Origin of the sequence: Ideonella azotifigens, assembly GCF_021043325.1 — a bacterium.
Classification (GTDB): Bacteria; Pseudomonadota; Gammaproteobacteria; order Burkholderiales; family Burkholderiaceae_C; genus Ideonella; species Ideonella azotifigens.
The window spans coordinates 1-19,601 of sequence record NZ_JAJNKD010000007.1 but is presented as its reverse complement, the minus strand read 5'-3'; the positions used below and the strand labels follow the sequence as shown (position 1 = coordinate 19,601).

Here is a 19,601-nt window from a genome sequence, read left to right as displayed (position 1 = left end):
TGGCGGCGCCCTCCCAGGTTTGTCCACAGGCTTGCGCACCTCAGACGGGGACAAAGCCTCGAAGCCTGCCTGCGCCGCGTTTCAGCCCGCGTCACCCAGTTCGGCCGCCACCTGCAGCAGTTGCTGCGGTGTCGGCTGGTCCCAGTTGTCACCCAGGCTGCCTTGGGCGAAATAGCGCAACATTTCCGGCAGGACCAGCGGATGCTGCCAACCGCTGGTCTGCAGACGCTTGCGGATCGACGGATGGACCTGCCGCGCTTCCATGTCGATCAGCAGGTCCGCCGCCAGTTCAGCCTGGGCCTCGGCAGACAGCGCGGCAATGTCGGCCGCCACCTGCTCACGCCGGCGGCGTATCCATTCTTCGGTCCAGCGCGACTGGCGCCTGGCCTGCAGTTCGCGGCCTTCGCTGCCGCGCGGCACGCCCTCCCCTTCACGGCTGGCCTCGCGTCCGGGTTCGCGAGGCGCCGACGGTCCTGCCGTCAGCAACTGGCGGCTGCCCAATGCTGAATCGGTTACCGGCCTGGCCTTGCCCTTTTCCTGCCCTTTTTCCTGGGCGCTTTTCGCCTCGGCAACGGCAGTGACCCGCGCCACTTCGCCGGGCATCAAGGACCGCAGGTAGCGGTAAGGGTCGCGCAGCGGCCCCGGGAATTCCGAGGCTGCACGCTTGGCCAGCAGGTCCAGGCCGCTGCGCATGGCCTCCGTGCCATGCTGCAGCAGCAGCTCCTCCGCCTTGTCCTCGTCGACCCCCAGCTCGCGCGCGCGAACCACCAGGCTCAGGTCGATCGCATCAGGCGGATGGCGCAGCGGCAAGGCCGACTGCTGCTTCTGGCGGATCAGGAACTGGATCTCGCTGATGAAGCGCCCTTCCTTGTGCTCGACCAGCTCGACCTCCAGGTCGGTGATGCTGCTGACTTCGGCAATCGCCAGCTTCAAGGTGTCGCGCTTGAAGATGCGGTATTCCAGCTTGGCGGTGCGTTCGGACTCGGGCTGGCCGCTCAGCACCGGCCGCCACCAGCGCCAGTGCTGGCGCGAGGTTCGGCCCACATCCTTGTAGCGGGTGCAGATCTCGTAGAGCGCAATGCCGGCGTGTGAGCGCAACTGGCTGATGACTTCCAGTTTCAGCCGGGCAAACACCGTGGGTTCCAGCAGTTCCTGCTTCAGGTTCACCGCATACGACCATTCCACCCAGACCTGCCCGCGCTCCTTGGCCAGGCGTGCATGCGCCAGCAAGCCCGACACGTTCCAGGCCGCCCCTTCGCCGGTGGTGGGCGACTGCCACTCCACGGTGGTCGAAACCATGGCGCGCAAGTGTTTCTTGATCAGCGCGTGATCGTTCGAATCGAAATCGACGCCGCGCACCACGCGTTCCAGCGGGATGCGGAACACGTCCTTGTCCAGCCCCTGCTCCTGCGCTTCGTACAGCAGCACGTTGTAGGCCTTGCGGCCCAGCGAGGTGATGCGGGCCGACTTGGGCACGATGGCCAGCGTGTTGACCGGCTTGCGCAGCGGCGGCGCGCCGACCGCGTCGGCAGCAAAGCCGCGCGTGGCCAGGCCTTGACCCAAGGGGGCTCGCCGGCGGGCCGGCTGCGGCACAGGTGCATGGGCCGTTTCCTGATCCGGCGGAGGGGCAGGGCGGTCGCGCGCACTCATGTCTGGACTGTACCGTAGATGTTAGTAGCGCTTTCACATGGGCAATGACCACGGTTTCGAGGCCCCTAGCCTGCGCTCCGGCAGGTGAGTCAGGCATTCACCTCAGTCCTGAATACCGTCACCTCAGCGACACAGGCGCTGACGCCTGACGCATCACGAACATGCCAACGCATTGCCAGTTCGGCCTCCGACTGCGAAACCGTATCAGCGCAACAGGCTGGCCTGACCGGAGGATTTTCAGGACAGCAGGCCGAAAAACAGCTCCTGAAAAGTCTCACCTGAATGCTGCAGGCGCAAATGCGCAGGGTAGGGCGCAGTGACGGCACCGGTCTGAACCTACTTTCAAGCCCGGGAAACCTGCCAGACAGCTCGCAGCGCCCTGGTTTGCGGCGCCACAGCGCCAACCGCCCGGCTTCCCCGGCCAGCCAGCGTGGGAAGAGCACGCACTCTCCCGAAAACCTGCACCTGGAACCGCCGGTTCGGGCTCATGCGCCGAGGGCGCCAGCCCGATCCCGGCCGCCAACCAGCCATGGCCCAAAGCCGTTCAGCGATTTGCAAGGCAATCCCGCATGCACGCATGCTGGTTCCCGACGAATCTCCACTCCGCCCTGTGCGCACTCCATTTGGCCCCGAAAACCCGCCGGCTCATCCCGTATCCACGCATCCAAAGAGAGCTAAGTCTTTGATACGAAAGGATAATATCCCGCCTAAAGGATTTAAAGAACTCAAAGGGTCTGAACTTCCTTGAACAGCCAAGGTGCTCGAATCCGCTTCAACCTACTGTGTTGAACGGTTCAACAGCAAGCTCGGGCAGAAGCCAAGGAAAGAGAAGACTTTCCTAAAGGGCCATAAGTTGACAAAATGCAGGCCATTCAACGATTCAGCGTCAAGGCTTCGAATCGTCAACTGTTGGGAGCCCTACGTTGGACAGAATCACATTCAAAGCACCGCGCAGTATTTCGCTGGCGGACATCGCGGACCAGGCGGAACGTGCAGTCGCCATGATGGTGCAGATCCGCTCGGCAATGCTGGCGCCCACGGCGCGCAAGTCGCCACCAATTTTCAATCTCAGCCAGCTGGCCGCGCAATGTGGCATTGAAAAAGGCTCGCTGAGCCATCGCCTGAGCAAGGGCGATTTGCCAGCGGGTCAGCTGAATGCTTCGGGTAGCCGACGCGAATTCAGCCTGGCGGAAGCGCGTACCTGGATCCGCGAATACCGCAAGGACGGTCTCAGGCCAGAGGGGGCTGAAGCCGTCACGCTGAGCATCGGCAATTTCAAAGGTGGTGTGAGCAAGACCACCACAGCGGTCACCTTGGCCCAGGGCCTGTCGCTGCTGGGGCACAAGGTTCTGGTGATCGACACCGATCCTCAGGGGTCCCTGACCACCTTGTTCGGCATCCTGCCGGACACCGAGGTGGAGGAGGAGGACACCATCCTGCCGCTGGCCATGGGCTCGGAGACCTCGATCCGTTATGCCATCCGGCCGACGTACTGGGATGGCATTGACCTGGTCGCGGCCGCGCCAGTGTTGTTTGGTGCCGAGTTTGCGTTGCCGGCCCGCCAGACGCAGGAACCTGGCTTCGAGTTCTGGCGGGTCCTGGACCTGGGCATCGACGATGTGCGTGACGAGTACGACGTGATCATCATCGACACGCCACCCGCGCTGTCGTACACCACCATCAACGCGTTCATGGCCTCGAACGGCATCATCATGCCGCTGCCGCCCAACGCGCTGGATTTCGCCTCGGCCTCGCAGTTCTGGAGCTTGTTCTCAGATCTCACCAGCGAGCTCTTGACCAAGCGGGGGCTGACCAAGGAGTTCGATTTCATTCACATCCTGCTGTCGCGCGTGGACTCAACCGACTCCGCAAGCAACATCGTGCGGCAGTGGATTGGCCAGACCTATGCCGAGAAGGTGCTGCCTGTCGAGATTCCGAAAACCGCCGTGATCGGCGTGACGGCAGCCGAGTTTGGAACGGTTTACGACGTGGCCAGGTACGACGGTTCGGCGCGTACTTTCAAACGGGCAAGGGATGCTTATGACTCCTTCGTTGGCTACATCGACGGCTCGGTTCATTCCGTCTGGCAAAAGCAGCTGGAGGCCAGGCCCCCGCAAAAGGTGCCGGCGGGGCAGGGGGCTGGCGGGGTGTTGAACCGTTCAACAGCGTCTTCGGTGCCGACACCTAAGCAAGGAGCCAAGCGATGAGCAAAAAGCTTGCAGCCAAGGCGGGGCTGATCCAGACCCTGAACCTGCCAGCCACCGGTGCACCCCGTCCGGAGCTGGTGCAAGACGTCAATCGCCCCAAGACGGCGCCGGGCTCGATGTTGCACTTCATGTCCAGCCAGAGCGCCGCCATCAAGGAAGCCGATGATTTGCGCGAGCGCCTGAAGTCCTTTGATGGTGCTTCGCCGGTTCGATTGATCGACCCGGCACTGATTCGTGCCTCGCGCTGGGCCAATCGGCACGACGCCTCTTTTGCATCGGCGGACTTCGCTGAACTGCGCGACGAGATCGAATCCGCCGGTGGAAATGTGCAACCGATTCGCGTGCGGCCGTTGGCGGCAGCAGAGTTGTTGAACGGTTCAACAGAGGCCGGGGCAGGGCAGGGCGCGTTGTACGAATTGGTGTTTGGCCACCGCCGGCACCGGGCCTGCCTGGAGCTTGGCCTGCCGGTTCGCGCGATGGTGGAGCCGGCGACAGACCAGGAATTGTTTGAGGCCATGGAGCGTGAAAACCGCGGCCGCAAGAACCTGAGCGCCTGGGAGCAGGGCTGCATGTACCGCAAGGCACTGGACGAAGGGCTTTATCCATCGCTGCGCAAGTTGGCTGAAGCGGTGCGGGTCGACGTCTCGCTGGTGTCGAAGAGTGTTTCTCTCGCACGCCTGCCGGATGCAGTGGTTGCCGCCTTTCCGTCGCCGCTGGACATCCAGTTCCGCTGGGCTCAGCCTTTGTCCGAAGCCTTGCAAAAAGACCCGGACGGCACGCTGGCTCGCGCGCGGGCCCTGCGCGAAGAAGGTGCTGTTGCCGGGTCGGCGGTGCAGGTGTTTGACGCGCTGATCAAACCGGCTGCTGCTTCGGCAGTGGCCATAGGCGAGCCTCAACGCATCCTGCGCAAAGGCAAGGCGCTGGCGACGGTGAGCCGCGATGCCAAGGGCAGGGTGACGGTCAAGCTTGAAGCGGGCGCGGTGCCTGCGGCCAGGCAAGCGGAGCTGATGTCCCTGCTGGAGAGCTTCCTCAAGGGCTGAATACACGTGGCCGCTGGCCACCGTTGAACGGTTCAACGGGCCAAGTTTGGCGACGACTGGAGGCCAGGCGAGTCAGTTGCCGCCAAATGCCTCGTTCATTTCGGCCTGCAGGCGCTCCAGTTGAGCCCTGGCATAGCGCATCGTCGTGCGTGGATCGGCGTGGCCCAACTGCCTTTGCACTACCTCCAGCGGCGCCTTGCGCTCAAGCGCACGGGTGCCGAAGGTGTGGCGCAGCCAGTGGGGAGATGCCTTCATCGCAATCGCCAACTCCGTGGGGGCAAGCGAACTCTGACGCAAGGCCAGCATCACCCAGCGCTTCACCGTCTGGTACAGCGCCTGGTAGCCGATGGGTGCCAGTGGGTCCGCCGCGCTGGCCACCAGTGGCAACTCGGGAGGCGCTGCCAGCACCATCGCAGGCAAGCCGCGCTGCGTCAGGTAAGTCTGCAGCGCTTGCTCGGCCTGTCCCGGCACCGCGACGACCCGGTTGCGAGCACCCTTGCCGTGCACCTGTAGCGCCAGGCGTCCTTTGTGCGAGCGAAAGGCACCCAGCTTGGCGCTCAGCAACTCGGCCGCGCGCAGGCCGGTGGCCTCCACAAATCCCAGCACGAACAGCATGCGGTCCCTGGAAGGGGAGGGCGCCTGAGCCTGGATGCAGGCCAGCATGGCTTGCCAGGCCTCCGGCGTGAATGCGCGCGAATCCAGCTCATGCCGCAAAGCATCGTCGCCGGTGCGGCGGTTCACCAGCGTCCAGGGGTTGCGGGCCGCGAGATAGCCCACGTCGACGAGCCAGCGAAAGAAGCTGCCCAGCACGATCACTGCCTGCCGCCGGCTGGCCAGGCTGAGTGGCCCACGAAAGGGCGCCCAACCTTCACCCATCACACCGCTGTGGCGACGTGAAATCCAATCCGCCGGCAAGTTCTCCAGAAACGCCATGTAGGCCAGGCAGTCGTCAACATCGGTTTCGCGTAGTCCTTTTCTGCGCACCTCGTTGAGCCACAGCAACAAGCGCAGCGCTTCGCGGCGATAGCTGGTGGCAGTGGTGCTGGCACCGGCGCGAGCTGCAATCCAAGCCTGAATCGCCTCCAGGTCATTGCGGGCGCTGATCAGGGGAGGGGACGTCGAGCGCGGCAATGTTGGTGGCGGATTGTCAAAAGCGACCGAATCGGCCACTTGCCCGGCAAGGCCCTTGATGCCCTGTTTGGGCGAAAAAAAGGTGTCCAAGCCACTGGTGGGTGCGTCGACCTCGGAAAACGCCGCTGGCGGCGTTCTGGCGGGTGGCCTTTGCGCTGTGGTGTCGCCACGAATGGGCCTGTCGGCCTCCTGGCGAGCCACGATTTCGACCGACGGGTGTCGCCCCGCGGTGCCGTCTTGCGCTGGCGACCCAGCCCCTTCTGGCTGCCCGCGCATTGCCAGTGCGAACCGGCGATTGGCAGCGGGCGGGGTAGAGGAGGGCGGCAACAGACTTTGCAGATGCTGCGCCAGGCGTTGCGCCTTGATCTGTCCGATGGAGGCTAGGCCCCGCCACCAGTGGCCGCCCCGGGCAACTCTCGCCTGAAGATCGCCCAAGCACACCAAGCCAGCGCGCATCAGCCGTTCGGCCATTTGCGGATCCAGCCAGGCGTCCAGTGGGTCTTCGGGTCGGGGCGTCTCCGTGGCGGTCAGCTCCAGCGCGCGCAGCAGCTGGAGTTGCCGTTCGCGCAGACGCTGCCGGCGATCCGCACGTCTGTCGTTCGGATACGCCTCCGCGTAGAGCTGCAGCACCTCGGCTTCTGACCAGTCCTCCAGGTCACGCTCTGCGACGAAGTCCTCCAGTGAGGGTTGGCCGGCGTGGTCGCGCAGGCGGATCGTCAGCCCGACCAGGCGCCAGGCCTTGTCGCCCCGCCTGCGGGCCAGGCTGCGCAGGTGATCCACCACCTGCCGGTGCGCTCCAACGGCCTGATTGCCGTGCTCGATCCCCAGGTAGCGCTGGGCCGACACAGCAATGGGCAAACCCTCGGCCACTGCGCGCAAGTGAGCGAAATGGTGGGCGCCGATCCGAGGTGCGTAAGTGCTTGATTTCACAGGGCTTATTGCTGGCCGGCGGATTGGTGTCCGAATTGTCGTAAATTTTCAATACTAAGATTATTACGCTAATCTTAGTATCAGGCTACCGATCCCTGGATGTCTTATCGGCCGGATCGCCGCCTTCCCTTGCAGAAAGCCTGGAAAGACCCGCAGCAAGGCTGCCGCTGGGCTCCAACGGTTTTATATTTGACATAACTAACATTGACACGGTATTGCCCAGTTGGCCGGATTGCAGATGCGACACTGCACGCGGTATTTGCGCCAAAGACAGCGTTGGGAGTTGGCATGACGGGTGGATTTGCAGTGCGCGAGCGGCGTGGTTTCCTGGTTACGGCCTGTGGCAACGAGATGTCCGTGGCTTGCCGTGGTTCTGCCTTGATCCTGCGGGTCTGCGCATGCTGAAGACGCGTCTCTTGCCTGCGGGCCCGCTGATGGGTTTTGTTGCGGCGGTGTTCGCGTTGGTCGCGGTCACGCTGGTCTCGTTTCGGGCGCTGGAGGAAAGTCGCTACACGGCTGACCGGTTGACTCGGTCGGCCGAAGCCATCACGCAACTGCAGGAGGTGCTGTCGGTGTTGAAAGACGCCGAAACCGGTCAGCGCGGATTCCTGCTCACTGGAGACGAGTCTTACCTGGCGCCGTATAACGATGCCCGCGCCCGGGTTCACGCAGCCGTCGCAGAAGCTGGGCCCTTGCTGGGAGACAGCGAGGTTCATCTGCGTGGGCTGGCGACCCTGCAGCAAATCACCACGGACAAGCTGGACGAACTGGCCGAGTCGATTGCGCTGAAGCGATCCGGCCACGCTGACCAGGCCCTGGCCTTGGTGCGCACTTCGCGCGGCAAGGCGGCGATGGACCAGTTGCGCGAGACGATTTCGTTGATGCAGGCCACGGAGCGCCAGGCCTTGGCCGAGCGGCAGCTTCGCTGGCGGGAGGCTCAGCAATTTGCGTCACTTGCCACCTGGGTGGGAGCCGGGCTTCTGCTGGCCTTGATCGGTGCGGCGGCAGTCAGTTCGTCGCGAGAATTCCGGGCCCGCGAGCGCGAGTCCTGGGTGCGTGATGGCCTGGCCGGTCTCGGTGCCGAACTGCAAGGCGAACTGCGGTTGGAGGTGCTGAGTGAAAAGGTCCTGGCCTACCTGGCCCTGTTGCTGAATGCCCAGGTCGGTGCCATTTACGCGCCGGAGCCGGATGGGCGCTTTCGCCGCCTGGCCGGCCATGCCCTGCCGCTTGCCGAAGGCCACGCAAGTGCCTGGCGACCGGGTGACGGTTTGGTTGGCCAGGTTGCCCTGGACCGGCGCCTGCGCCATGTGCGCGAGGTGCCGGCCGGCTATTTGCCGGTGACGTCGGGCACCGGGCAAGCCGACCCGCGGGAGTTGGTGGTGCTGGCGGCCGAGGTCGACGGCGACCTGCAGGCGGTGCTGGAATTGGGATTTTTCCGCCGCTTGCAACCGACCGAACTGGCACTGCTGGCGCGCGCCTCGGCGCTGCTGGGCATGGCCTTGCGTTCGTCTCGCGACCGCACGCAGTTGGAACAATTGCTGGAAGAAACCCAGCGCCAGGCCGAGGAACTGCAGGCCCAGCAAGAGGAGCTGCGCGTCAGCAACGAGGAACTGAGCGAACAAGGCCGCGTCTTGCAGGCGTCGCAGGTGCAGTTGGAATTGCAGCAGGAAGAGCTGTCCCAGACCAATGCGGAGTTGGCCGAGCAATCCCGTGCGGTGGCGCAGCAGCGCGACGCGCTTGAACAGGCGCAAGCGGTGCTGTCTGAAAAGGCCACCGAACTGGCTCGCTCGAATCAGTACAAGAGCGAATTCCTGGCCAACATGAGCCATGAACTGCGCACACCGCTGAACTCCTCGCTGATCCTTGCCAAACTGCTGGCCGACAACAAGCGCGGCAACCTGACCGAGGAGCAGGTCAGGTTTGCCCAGACCATTTCCGCGGCGGGCCATGACCTGCTGGAACTGATCAACGACATCCTGGACCTGTCCAAGATCGAGGCCGGTAAGGTCGAGGTTTTCAACGAGCCGGTGGCGCTTGCTCCTGCTGTCGATTCCTTGCTGAAGATGATGATGCCCCAGGCCAGGGAAAAGGGCCTGGCCTTGACGGCGAAGATCGAGGCCGACGTGCCTGAGTGGCTGGAGACCGACGGGCAGCGGCTGCGCCAGATCCTGAAGAACCTGATGTCCAACGCGCTGAAATTCACCGAGCGCGGCGAGGTGAAAGTGGCGTTGCGGATGCAGGGCGAGCAACTGGCCTTCACGGTGCAGGACACCGGCATCGGGATTTCCCAGCAGCAACAGCGCGTGATCTTCGACGCGTTCCGCCAGGCAGATGGCAGCACCCATCGCAAGTATGGCGGCACCGGGCTGGGCTTGTCGATTTCGCGTGACCTGGCCCATTTGCTGGGTGGCGACATCGAGGTCAGCAGCACGCCTGGCCAAGGCAGCGTGTTCACATTGACCTTGCCGCTGCAAGCACCCGCCCGGTTGGCCACTGCCCTACCCTTGCCACGCCTGCGCCAGCCCGGGCCGGCGACGGCGCCGCCGGCAGGCGAACCCCTGGACTTCGCGAAAGCCAAGCCGGATCCGCAGGTGTCGGTTCAGGCTGACGAGCCGAGCGACATGGCGGTCGACCACGAGTCCGGCCAGGCGCGGCGCATCCTGGTGATCGAAGACGACGAGCGGTTCGCAATGATCTTGCGGGACCTCGCTCAGGAGATGGGCTTTGCCTGCATGGTCGCGCAGTCCGCCTCAGACGGACTGGCGCTGGCGCGCAAATACAAGCCGAGCGCGATCTTGCTCGACATGAACCTGCCGGACCGCTCGGGCTTGAGCGTACTGGACCAACTCAAGCGAAGCTCGCAGACCCGGCACGTGCCGGTGCACGTGGTCTCGGTGGCCGACTACAGCCATGAAGCGCTTGCGCTGGGCGCGGTGGGTTACGCGCTAAAGCCAGTCAAGCGAGAACAGCTGGTGAGCGCGCTGCAGCAACTGGAAGCCACGTTTTCACAGCGTGTTCGCCAGGTGCTGGTGGTCGAGGACGACGCCCGGCAGCGCGACAGCATTCGCCAGCTGTTGGCCGCAGACGAGGTGCAGATCACCGATGTGGCGTCGGTCGGCGAGGCGCTCGCCCAGCTGCAGGCGGCGCGGTTCGACTGCATGGTGATGGACCTGAACCTGCCGGACGGTTCTGGCTTTGAGCTGTTGGAGCGCATGGCGGCGACGCAGTCGCAGCAGCCCTCGCCGCCTGTAATCGTCTACACCGGCCGTTCGATCAGCCGCGACGAAGAGCAGCGGCTGCGCAAGTTCTCGAAGTCCATCATCATCAAGGATGCGCGTTCACCCGAGCGCTTGCTGGACGAAGTCAGCCTGTTCCTGCACCAGGTCGAATCTCATCTGCCGCCGGAGAGCCAGCGCATGCTGCAGGCCGCCCGCGACCGCGACGCGACCTTGGAGGGCCGCAAGATCCTGATCGTCGAAGACGACGCGCGCAACATCTTTGCCCTGTCCGGCTTGCTTGAACCCAAGGGTGCCAAGGTGGTGATCGCCCGCAACGGCCGTGAAGCGCTGGATGCCTTGGCCAGCGCCGATCTGCCTGGCGCCGCTGATGGTGACGGTCCGGTCGACCTGGTGCTGATGGACATCATGATGCCGGAGATGGATGGCTACGAGGCGATGCGCGAGATCCGCAAGCACCCGGCCTGGCAGAAGCTGCCCATCATTGCGCTGACGGCCAAGGCCATGCGTGATGACCAGGAGAAATGCCTGGCAGCTGGCGCCAACGACTACGTGGCCAAGCCACTGGATGTGGACAAGCTGCTGTCGCTGATCCGGGTGTGGATGCGCGGCTGAAATGGGTGTCCACATCAACGGCGTTGCTGCACGCTGCTGTGCCGGCATACCTGCCGGGCCACGCAAAGGCACCCGGCTAAAAAATGAACTAACGGCATCTCTTTTTCCGAGGCTGACCTCAGGCTACAAGCAAGCCGCGCCGTCTGCCGTTAGTTCATTTATAGTTGGGCATGCCTTCCCTGCCACTTTCCGACGATCAGACGTCAAGCCAAGACGCTGATGCAACCTGGGCACGCTGGACAGCCCACGTCCAAAGTCGAGGTCTGCTGTCAAAGCCCGCATCGCTGGCGGTCTACACGCACATGTGGCAATCGTTCGCCACATGGCTGCAAACGCAGCACATCCGCTTGGCTGACCTGAATGTGGCGCAGCTTTCGCGATTCCTGGACGAGCGCGGGCGCGACTCGGAGCTCAGCCCGAGGCATGCCTGGCGCATGGTCAGGCTGATTGACCGGGTGATGCAATTCGAGGCGATGCGGCAGGCCACGCCTCCAAACAATGCGTGCGCAGACCTGCTCGCGCGCCGCCCAGACATCCAATATGCCAACGCTAGCCAGCAAGACGGACTGCCGGAGGCGCTGAGCGCCCAGGAAGCCGCCGCCCTGCTGCGCTGGCTGTCGCCCGGCGAGCCGGAGACCGCCACCAGATCTTCAGCAACCTGGAAAGAAATGCGCATCCGCGCGGCGATCGGCCTGCAACTCGGCGCAGGTCTCACGCCGGGCGAGATCAGGGCGCTGGAACTGCGACATGTGCAGCAGGCGGCAGCCGACTCGGCGGTGCCACCGCGCCCCACCGCACTGACATTGCCAGCCAACGGCAATTCGCCGGCGCACACGGTGCAGTTGAACGGCTGGCCCGCACGGCTGCTTGCTGAATGGCTCATGCTGCGCAGCGAGTTTTCATTTCCCGGCAGCATGGTTTTTCCGTCGACCCGTTCGGCGGGTGCGCCATGGGGCAAGGTGGCGCACTACGAAGCCGTGCGAAAGGCACTGACGGCCGCGGGCCTTGGCCAGGTCGACGGAGGCTCCTACCGCTTGCGCCACACCTATGCCTTGCGGCAGTTGCGCCGCGGCGTTGCGCCTGCAGAGTTGTCAAAGCGGCTCGGCGTGACCGACCCCGACGTGATGGACCGTTACCAACGCCTGCTGGCCAAACGTGAGGAAAGCCAGGTAGAAGAATTCGAAAACTCTTACAATGCCCGGCTCGACGCATGGTGAAGCGGAGGCACGACCCGCGACACCATCCGGCGCGCTGGGTTTTCCAGGCATCGCGGCCCGCTGCCCTCACCTGCAGCCGCCCGTCACCGACCGGCCCTGAGCCATATATCCCCGGTCACCAAGCCTGTTCACCCCGCGCTGGCGCCGTCGGGCCGCGTTCGGCTCGCCGCTTTTGCCGGTGGGCCGACGGTGAATGGTCTTCCGCGTTGCGCTGCAAGGCGCCATGCGTTTCCTGCCCTCGCGGCTCGTGCGCCGACGCTGTTGCCGCTGCCCTCGAGCCGAGGCTTGGCCAGCACACCTTTTGTCATCAGGAGTCCCTTTGGCCAAAGAAGAACTGATCGAGATGCGTGGCGTCGTCAATGAAGTGTTGCCAGACTCGCGCTTCCGCGTGACGCTGGAAAACGGCCACCAGCTGGTGGCCTACACCGCCGGCAAGGTCAAGAAAAATCACATCCGCATCCTTGCCGGGGATGCCGTGTCGCTGGAGCTGTCGCCTTACGACCTGAACAAGGGGCGCATCACCTTCCGCCACATCGAGCGCACCGGTGCTCCGATGGGCGGCAACAGCCCACGTCGCCGCTGAGCTGTCTGCCCCTCGCGGCAGTTGGCTTGATCAAGGCAGGGCGCTGCCCAGCCCACCGTCGGGTTCGTCGTTGACACCTGCGGTTCATGCCTTCCGAGCGACGGTTCGTCGCCTGTCCGTCGCAAGCGGCGCGCACGCTCCCTAGAGTCCAGCCTGTTGAACGCCCGCTGTGTGCGTTGACCACTGGAACCGGAGCCCCGCCATGCCGCTTGCCCAATCCCCGCTCTTCCTTCCCCGCCTTACCGGCCTCGGCCTGGCGCTGGGCATCACCACCGCCAGCCTCTGGGCCCTGGGATCGGAAGCCAACCGGCAGCACGAAGAACTGACGCAAGCCCAGTTCCAGCGCAGCACGGTGGTCGCCCAGAGCTGCAGCCTGCAGCCCTCGCGTGGCCTGCGCAGCTGAACGGGAGACCCGCCCAATGCCGCTGCTGATCGCCTTCTTGCTGTGGTGCCTGTTGTGGGTGCTGTGCTGGCCCGTGGCGCTGGCGCTGTTGCTGGTCGCCCCTTTGCTGTGGCTGCTCAGCCTGCCATTGCGCCTGCTGGGCGTGGTCGTCGGCGCCATGTTTGCGCTGCTGCGCGCCTTGCTCTACCTGCCAGCGCGGCTGCTGGGCCACAAGCCCTGAACCTGCCTGCGGTGCCCGGAAAAGACGCCGATCTCAAGGTCTGACCTGCGCTTTGGGCACCAGGCCGCTTGTGCTACCGTGGCACACCCCTTGAGCGACGCTTGGCCTGCAAAAGGCCGGTGCGCAGCACGGGCATGCTTCGAATGCCACTGTGACCGAGCTGTCCATCGCCATCGCAGCCATTGTCGGCACCCTGCTTGGCATCTTGCTGACGCTGGTCGTGCTGTGGGCATGGCGGCATCGGCGCTGGCGGGCCATGCGGGACCGCCACGGCGCGCGCCGCCGCCAGCAGCTCTCGCAACTGCGCGAAACCGCGCTGGTTGCCGCCATCGCCCAAGGCTCCTCTGACCTGATCTTCGCCAAGGACCTGAACGGCCGCTACCTGTTGTTCAATCCTGGTGCCGGGCGCAGCTTTGCGCGCAAGCCGGAAGACGTGATCGGTCGCAACGACCTGGAACTCTACGGCCCTGAGCGTGCGGCCGAACTCGCGGCTCAGGACGCGCAGGTCCTGCGCGAACAGCGCAACATCGACTTCGAGCGAAACTGGCCGGACAACCGCTTTTTCAGCGTCACCAAAGGTCCGTTGCATGACGCGCAAGGTCGCCTAATCGGCCTGTTCGGCGTGCTGCGCGACCTGACCGAAAAGCGTCAGTTGCAGCACCTGGCCGAGCAGGAAGCCGAACTGCGACACGCGTTGCTGGAGCAGACGCAGGACGGTGTGGTCGTCTTGACGCCAGAAGGTGGCGTGTTCCAGGCCAACGAAAGCTTTGCCCGCATGCTGCGGCGCTCGCGCGAAGAGGTCGCCCAACTCCACCTGTGGGACTGGGACGTGGAGTGGACCCGCGAACAGGCCCTGGCGGCGCTGGCGAACAAACAGCCCAGCCACCCGCTGCTGGAAACCCGCTGGCGGCGGGCCGACGGCAGCCTGCTGGACGTCGAGATCAGCGCCAGCCCGACGCATACCGGCGCCCGTGCGCTCGTGCTCTGCACCTGCCGGGACATCACCGAGCGCAAGCGCCTGGCCCAGGCGCAGGACCAGCAGCGCCACCACCTGGAGCAATTGGTGACCGAGCGCAGCGTGGCACTGGAGCGCGCAGTGCACGCGCGGCAGGAAAGCAACCAGTTCCTGCAGACCATGACCGACAACATGCCGGGTGCCGTCAGCTACTGGGACCGCGAGTCGCGCTGCCGCTTTGCCAACAAGGCCTACGCGCAGTGGATGCAGAGCACGCCGGCCCAACTCATCGGCCGGCATGCCGACGACTTGCTGGGCGAGCAGATCGCCGGGGAAACCGACCCCTGCCTGCAAGCTGCGCTGCAAGGCGAGGCTCGCCAGATCGAACGTCCACTGGTGGGCGTGGACGGCCAAATCACCCAGACCTGGACCACCTTCACACCGGACCTTCACGCCGGCGAAGTCCGCGGCGTCTTTGTCGCCTTCCATGATGTGACCCAGCTCAAGCGCACCGAACGCCAGCTGCAGCAGCTCAACCGCGAACTGCAGCAGGCCCGCGACCGCGCCGAAGCCGCAAGCCAGGCCAAGAGCGCTTTCCTGGCCAACATGAGCCACGAAATCCGCACGCCGATGAACGCCATCATCGGCATGACCTACCTGATGCGCCAGGACCAGCGAGACCCTGCGCTGCTGCTGCGGCTGGACCAGGTCAACCATGCCGCTCAGCACCTGCTGGCCGTCATCAGCGACATCCTGGACCTGTCCAAGATCGAAGCCGGCAAGCTGGTGCTGGAGGAAACAGACTTCTCGCTCAGCGCGATGCTGGAGCGCATGAGCACGCTGGTGGCCGAACACGTGCGTGCCAAGGGCATTGCGCTGAAGCTGGAAGTCGAAGGCCTGCCCGATGGCTTGCGCGGCGATCCGACACGGCTGTCGCAAGCCGTGCTGAACCTGCTCAACAACGCCAGCAAGTTCACCGAGCACGGCAGCATCACGCTGCGCTGCAGCAGCCTGCCGCTGCCACCCGACCTTGCCGCGGAAGCTGCGAACCAGGCCGGCCACGGCCACAACCCGCCCTTGCTGGCCTGCTTCGAAGTCTGCGACACCGGCATCGGCATCGCGCAGGACAAGCTGGCCAACCTGTTCCAGGCCTTCGAGCAGGCCGACGCCTCGACCACCCGCCGCTATGGCGGCACCGGCCTGGGCCTGGCCATCACCCGCCGGCTGGCCGAGCTGATGGGGGGCGAAGCGGGCGTGGACAGCGAACTCGGCGTGGGCAGCCGCTTCTGGTTCACTGCACAACTGCAGGCCAGCGTGCCTAAGGCCAACGGCCGCCTGGCGCTGGCCCGCGACATCGCAGCCGACGAAGACCCTGCACAATCAGCCGAAGTGGCCGCCGCCACCGAGGCGCTGCTGAGCAGCCTGCAGGGCCAGCCGCCCACGCCACCCGTGTCCGCCGACACAGCCGCGGACACCCCGGACAAGCAGCTGCGCCAGCGCTTCAGCGGCACCCGCGTGCTGCTGGCTGAAGACAACCCGGTCAACCGCCTGGTCGCAACCGAGTTGCTGAGCGCTGCCGGCCTTGTCGTCGACAACGCCTGCGACGGTGTCGAGGCGGTGCAGCGGGCCGCCGAACAGGACTACGCGCTGGTGCTGATGGACGTGCAGATGCCCAGGCTGGACGGGCTGGAAGCCACGCGCCAGATCCGCCAGCTGCCAGGCCGTGCGCACTGGCCCATCGTCGCGATGACGGCCGGTGCATTCGCCGAAGACCGCGCCGCCTGCCTGGCCGCCGGCATGGACGACCACGTCGCCAAGCCGGTGCAGGCGCACCAGCTTTACGAGACGCTGCTGCGCTGGCTGGGCCTGGCCGCCGTGGCCTGATCGGCCCATCAGTTCGCAGGCTTGTTGCCCGCCATGCCGAACTGCCACAGCAGGAAGCTGTAGATGTCGGCCTGCTTGCTGTAGCCCTGCGCGGCCGTGCTGCCCACACCATGGCCTGCCTGGCCGTCCAGGCGCAGCAGGATGGGCTTGCCGCTGCTGGTCGCGGCCTGCAGGCGCGCAGCGGTCTTGGCGCTGTGCCACACGTCCACACGCGGGTCGTTCAAGCCGTGGATGAACATCACCGCCGGGTAGGCGGTGCCATCCTTGACCTGGTGGTAGGTGCTCATCTCCAGCAGCGCCGGGAACTCGGCAGGGTTCTTGGCCGAGCCGAACTCGGAGATGTTGGTCACGCCGTTGGCCGACTCCTCGGCCCGGACCGCGTCCATGATGCCAACGTCGAAGATCGCCGCCGCGAACAGGTCCGGCGCACTGGTCACCGAACGGCCGACGAAGATGCCGCCGGCGCTGGTGCCCCAGACGCCCAGCGTCTTGTTCGACGCATAGCCCTGGTTGATCAGGTAGCGCGCAGCCGCCACGCCGTCCTTCCAGGTGTTGGCCTTGGTGGCCTTGAAGCCCGCGCGGTACCAGGCGTCGCCGAAGGCACCGCTGCCTCTGGCATTCACGAAGGCCAGCACGCCACCGCGCTCGAACCACGCGTAGGCACGCGGATCGTAGGTCGCCTCGATCGAAAAACCGTAGGCGGCATAGCCCACCAGCAGTGTCGGATTGCTGCCGTTCAGCATCAGGCCCTTGCGGTGCAGGATGGCCAGCGGCACCTTCACGCCGTCATGGCTGGGCACCATCACCTCGGTCACCACCAGCTCGGGCACGCCGGCCGGCTTCTGCGAATCGCGCAGCCCGGTGTTGCGCACCTTGCCGTGGCCGTCGGCCAGCAGGATGGTCGCGGGCTCGGTCCAGCTGCTGGTGGTCAGCAGCATGTCCGAGTAAGCATGCGCGGGGTCGCCACCCAGGAAGGTCGATCCAGCCAGGCCCGGGGCCATGTCGCTGGTCTTGCCGCCAGCATGACGCAGCGTCCGCAGCGTGAAGCCCTGGCGCTCTTCGGTATAGATCGCGTCCCGGCCCAGCGCGAACGCTTCCAGCACGCCGGTGGCCGGCTCGGGCACCACGGTGCGGGCGTTCGCCAGCACCGGCTTGGCCAGGTCCAGCGCCAGCACGCGGCCACGCGGCGCGCCTTCGTAGGTGCGCAGGAACAGCTGCTTGCCGCGCAGCTGCACGTCGGTGATCTTGTCGTCAAAACCGGAGACCCGTTGCCACGACACGGTCTTGGCTTTCAGCGAGGCCACCGGCGCGATGAAGACCTTGCCCTCGGGCACCGTGGTGTCGGTCGTGCGCGCCACCATGTAGGCGCTGCCGGGGCTGAAGAAGACATTGCCCACGTCCAGGCGGTCCAGCTTCAACTCCGGGTTGACCAGCGGACCGAACAAGGGCCGCGCGGCGCTGGCCATGTCGCCCACCTTCAGCAGGAACACCGTGCTGTCCATGTAGGCTTCGGTGTCGGGCGCGCCGGCCGGCAACTCGCGGATCTGGTTGTAGGTCAACGCCTTGCTGTCGGGCAACCAGTGCACGGCGGACTCGTGCACCCGCGGCACCGGCGCGCCGACCGGCTTGCCGCTGCGCAAGTCCATCACGTACAGCGAAGCGTCTTCCGAGCCGCCGGCCGAGATGCCGTAGGCCAGGTAGCGCCCGTCCCAGGACGGCACGAAGTAGTTGATCGCATGCGGCACGCCGCCGGCCGCCTTGGTCAGCGCTTCCGGGTCCACCAGCACCTTCTCGACGCCACCCAGCCCTGTGCGCAGCACCAGCTTCAACTGGTTCTCGCCGGCCTTGCGCTTGAGGTAGTAGTAGCGCTCTCCCGGCATGCGGACAACGCCGCGCACCAGGTCCCCGGTGGCCTGGGCCAGCATCTCGATGCGCTGCTGGATCTCATCGCGGACAGGAATCGCCGCCAGCTGCTCGGCAGCGTAAGCGCCTTGCGCCTTCAGCCAGGCCTGCGTCTCGGGCGACTTCAGGTTCTCCAGGTTGCGGTACGGATCCGCGACGTCCACGCCGTGCAGCGTCTCGGTGACCGCCTGGCTGGGGGCTGCTGGCGGGGTGACCGCCTCCGCGGCCAGGCCCAGGGAGAACAAGCTGGCGGCCAGGATCAACTGGCGCCGCCGTGAAACATGGATCGACATGCACGGGCTCCGTGGCGCGAGTGCGCCAAAAACAAAGCGGCGATGTTACGGTGCCGTGTTGCGAAGACCCCTCGCGCGCCTGCGGAATCCCTGCCCCTAGAACCTAAGCGCAGTCTGTGCTACACGAAGCCAGCGTGCTGGCCAAAAAAAACGACATGCAGCGGCGGTTCAGCGCCTGCTGCATGTCGCAACGACCCCTGTTGGCAGCGCCCCACGTCCCTGCAAGACGCCGCCCCGGGTTTCGGGACCCGGCAGGCCAGCCGAGCAGGTCAGTCCGCTCGCCTGGCGGCCAGGCCGCACTCACGAAAGAGAAACCGGATCAAAGGCTGGCGCAGCGCCAGCCTCGCCATCTCAGTGGATGACGGCGATCTGCTCGCGGGCGTCGCCCTTGTAGGTGTACAGCGTCAGGGCGCCGTTCTTGATGTCGCCCTTCTCGTCGAAGGCGATGGTGCCGGTCACGCCCTTGTAGCCGCTGGTCTTGGCCAGCACCGGCAGGTACTTCGCCGGTTCCGCCGAGCCGGCCTTGACCATCGCGTCGACCATCACCATCGTCGCGTCATAGACGTACGGGGCGTAGATCTGCACGTCCGCGCCGAACTTCTTCTTGAAGTCGACCTTGAACTTCTCCATGCCGACCTTCTGCGAGCCTTCGACGCCGCCGGCTTCCGCGCACACGACCTGGCCGTCGGCCATCGCACCTGCGGCCAGCTTGGGCAGTTCGCCCGAGCAGATGCCGTCGCCGCCCATGAACTTGGCGGTGATGCCGAGCTGCTTCATCTGGCGGATCATCGGGCCGGCCACAGCGTCCATGCCGCCGTAGAACACGACGTCAGGCTTGGTGGCCTTGATGCTGGTCAGGATGGCGGTGAAGTCGGTGGCCTTGTCGTTGGTGAATTCGCGCTTGGCGATCTTGCCGCCCGCGCCCTTGACACCTTTTTCGAATTCGTCGGCCACGCCTTGGCCGTAAGCGGTGCGGTCGTCGATCACGGCAATCGTCTTGCCCTTGAGCGAGGTGACGGCGTACTTGCCCAGCGTGCCGCCCAGGTGCACGTCGTCAGCCACCACGCGGAAGGCGGTCTTGAAGCCTTGGCGGGTGTACTTGGGGTTGGTGGCAGACGGGGAGATCTGCGGGATGCCGGCGTCGGAGTAGACCTTGGAGGCGGGGATGGTGGTGCCCGAGTTCAGGTGGCCGATCACGCCGTTGACCTTGGAGTCGACCAGCTTTTGCGCCGCGGCGGTGCCTTGCTTGGGGTCGCCTGCGTCGTCTTCGGCCAGCAGTTCGAACTTGGCCGTCTTGCCGCCGATCTTCACGCCCTTGGCGTTCAACTCGTCGAT

General features: G+C 65.4%; 12 protein-coding genes. 8 read left to right on the top strand and 4 right to left on the bottom strand.

Translation table 11 applies throughout. The features are described from left to right. Nucleotides 1-81: 81 nt before the first annotated feature. Entirely contained in the window at nt 82-1,563 is a 1,482-nt protein-coding gene (locus tag LRH25_RS15945) for a replication initiation protein (protein ID WP_170200721.1), read from the bottom strand. Nucleotides 1,564-2,573: 1,010 nt separating this feature from the next. Between LRH25_RS15945 and LRH25_RS15940 the strand changes: the two genes are divergently transcribed. Both LRH25_RS15940 and LRH25_RS15935 read left to right on the top strand, forming a co-directional pair. Next, nucleotides 2,574-3,857 (top strand): AAA family ATPase, encoded by a 1,284-nt coding sequence (locus tag LRH25_RS15940; RefSeq protein WP_231011619.1) that lies wholly within the window; start codon nt 2,574-2,576, stop codon nt 3,855-3,857. Between the two features lie 128 nt (nt 3,858-3,985). Further along, on the top strand, nt 3,986-4,897 hold the full coding sequence (locus tag LRH25_RS15935) for a ParB/RepB/Spo0J family partition protein (protein WP_231011618.1): 912 nt from the start codon (nt 3,986-3,988) through the stop codon (nt 4,895-4,897). A 72-nt stretch (nt 4,898-4,969) separates the two neighbouring features. On the opposite strand, the gene LRH25_RS15930 is transcribed toward LRH25_RS15935, so the two are convergent. Beyond that, the gene (locus LRH25_RS15930) at nt 4,970-6,658 is read right to left on the bottom strand and encodes a site-specific integrase (protein ID WP_231011616.1); all 1,689 of its coding nucleotides are present in this window, start codon (nt 6,656-6,658) and stop codon (nt 4,970-4,972) included. A gap of 698 nt (nt 6,659-7,356) precedes the next feature. On the opposite strand from LRH25_RS15930, the gene LRH25_RS15925 reads away from it, so the two are divergent. From LRH25_RS15925 to LRH25_RS15900, 6 genes are all read left to right on the top strand, one after another. Then, nucleotides 7,357-10,809 (top strand): response regulator, encoded by a 3,453-nt coding sequence (locus LRH25_RS15925; RefSeq protein ID WP_141284957.1) that lies wholly within the window; start codon nt 7,357-7,359, stop codon nt 10,807-10,809. Between the two features lie 170 nt (nt 10,810-10,979). Next, entirely contained in the window at nt 10,980-12,026 is a 1,047-nt protein-coding gene (locus LRH25_RS15920) for a tyrosine-type recombinase/integrase (RefSeq protein ID WP_141284959.1), read from the top strand. Between the two features lie 319 nt (nt 12,027-12,345). Further along, nucleotides 12,346-12,609: a translation initiation factor IF-1 gene (infA, locus tag LRH25_RS15915; protein WP_141284961.1), complete on the top strand. Its 264-nt coding sequence runs from the start codon at nt 12,346-12,348 to the stop codon at nt 12,607-12,609. Nucleotides 12,610-12,811: 202 nt separating this feature from the next. After that, the gene (locus tag LRH25_RS15910; RefSeq protein ID WP_141284963.1) at nt 12,812-13,012 is read left to right on the top strand and encodes a hypothetical protein; all 201 of its coding nucleotides are present in this window, start codon (nt 12,812-12,814) and stop codon (nt 13,010-13,012) included. A gap of 16 nt (nt 13,013-13,028) precedes the next feature. Continuing rightward, on the top strand, nt 13,029-13,232 hold the full coding sequence (locus LRH25_RS15905; protein ID WP_141284965.1) for a hypothetical protein: 204 nt from the start codon (nt 13,029-13,031) through the stop codon (nt 13,230-13,232). 151 nt (nt 13,233-13,383) lie between these two features. Then, entirely contained in the window at nt 13,384-16,071 is a 2,688-nt protein-coding gene (locus LRH25_RS15900) for a PAS domain-containing protein (RefSeq protein ID WP_141284967.1), read from the top strand. 8 nt (nt 16,072-16,079) lie between these two features. Here LRH25_RS15900 and LRH25_RS15895 read toward each other — a convergent pair whose 3' ends face one another. Continuing rightward, nucleotides 16,080-18,266 carry a prolyl oligopeptidase family serine peptidase gene (locus tag LRH25_RS15895; protein ID WP_141284969.1) on the bottom strand — a complete coding sequence of 729 codons (2,187 nt, stop codon included), beginning with the start codon at nt 18,264-18,266 and terminating at the stop codon, nt 16,080-16,082. Nucleotides 18,267-18,617: 351 nt separating this feature from the next. Continuing rightward, a partial coding sequence (locus LRH25_RS15890; RefSeq protein WP_231011614.1) for a branched-chain amino acid ABC transporter substrate-binding protein occupies nt 18,618-19,601 on the bottom strand: 984 nt, incomplete at its 5' end.

Bases quoted from the DNA above. Each gene is read 5' to 3' on its own strand.
- LRH25_RS15935 (WP_231011618.1), top strand. From the start codon at position 3,986: ATGTCCAGCCAGAGCGCCGCCATCAAGGAAGCCGATGATTTGCGCGAG.
- LRH25_RS15925 (WP_141284957.1), top strand. From the start codon at position 7,357: ATGCTGAAGACGCGTCTCTTGCCTGCGGGCCCGCTGATGGGTTTTGTT.
- LRH25_RS15920 (WP_141284959.1), top strand. From the start codon at position 10,980: ATGCCTTCCCTGCCACTTTCCGACGATCAGACGTCAAGCCAAGACGCT.
- LRH25_RS15910 (WP_141284963.1), top strand. From the start codon at position 12,812: ATGCCGCTTGCCCAATCCCCGCTCTTCCTTCCCCGCCTTACCGGCCTC.
- LRH25_RS15905 (WP_141284965.1), top strand. From the start codon at position 13,029: ATGCCGCTGCTGATCGCCTTCTTGCTGTGGTGCCTGTTGTGGGTGCTG.
- LRH25_RS15895 (WP_141284969.1), bottom strand. From the start codon at position 18,266: ATGTCGATCCATGTTTCACGGCGGCGCCAGTTGATCCTGGCCGCCAGC.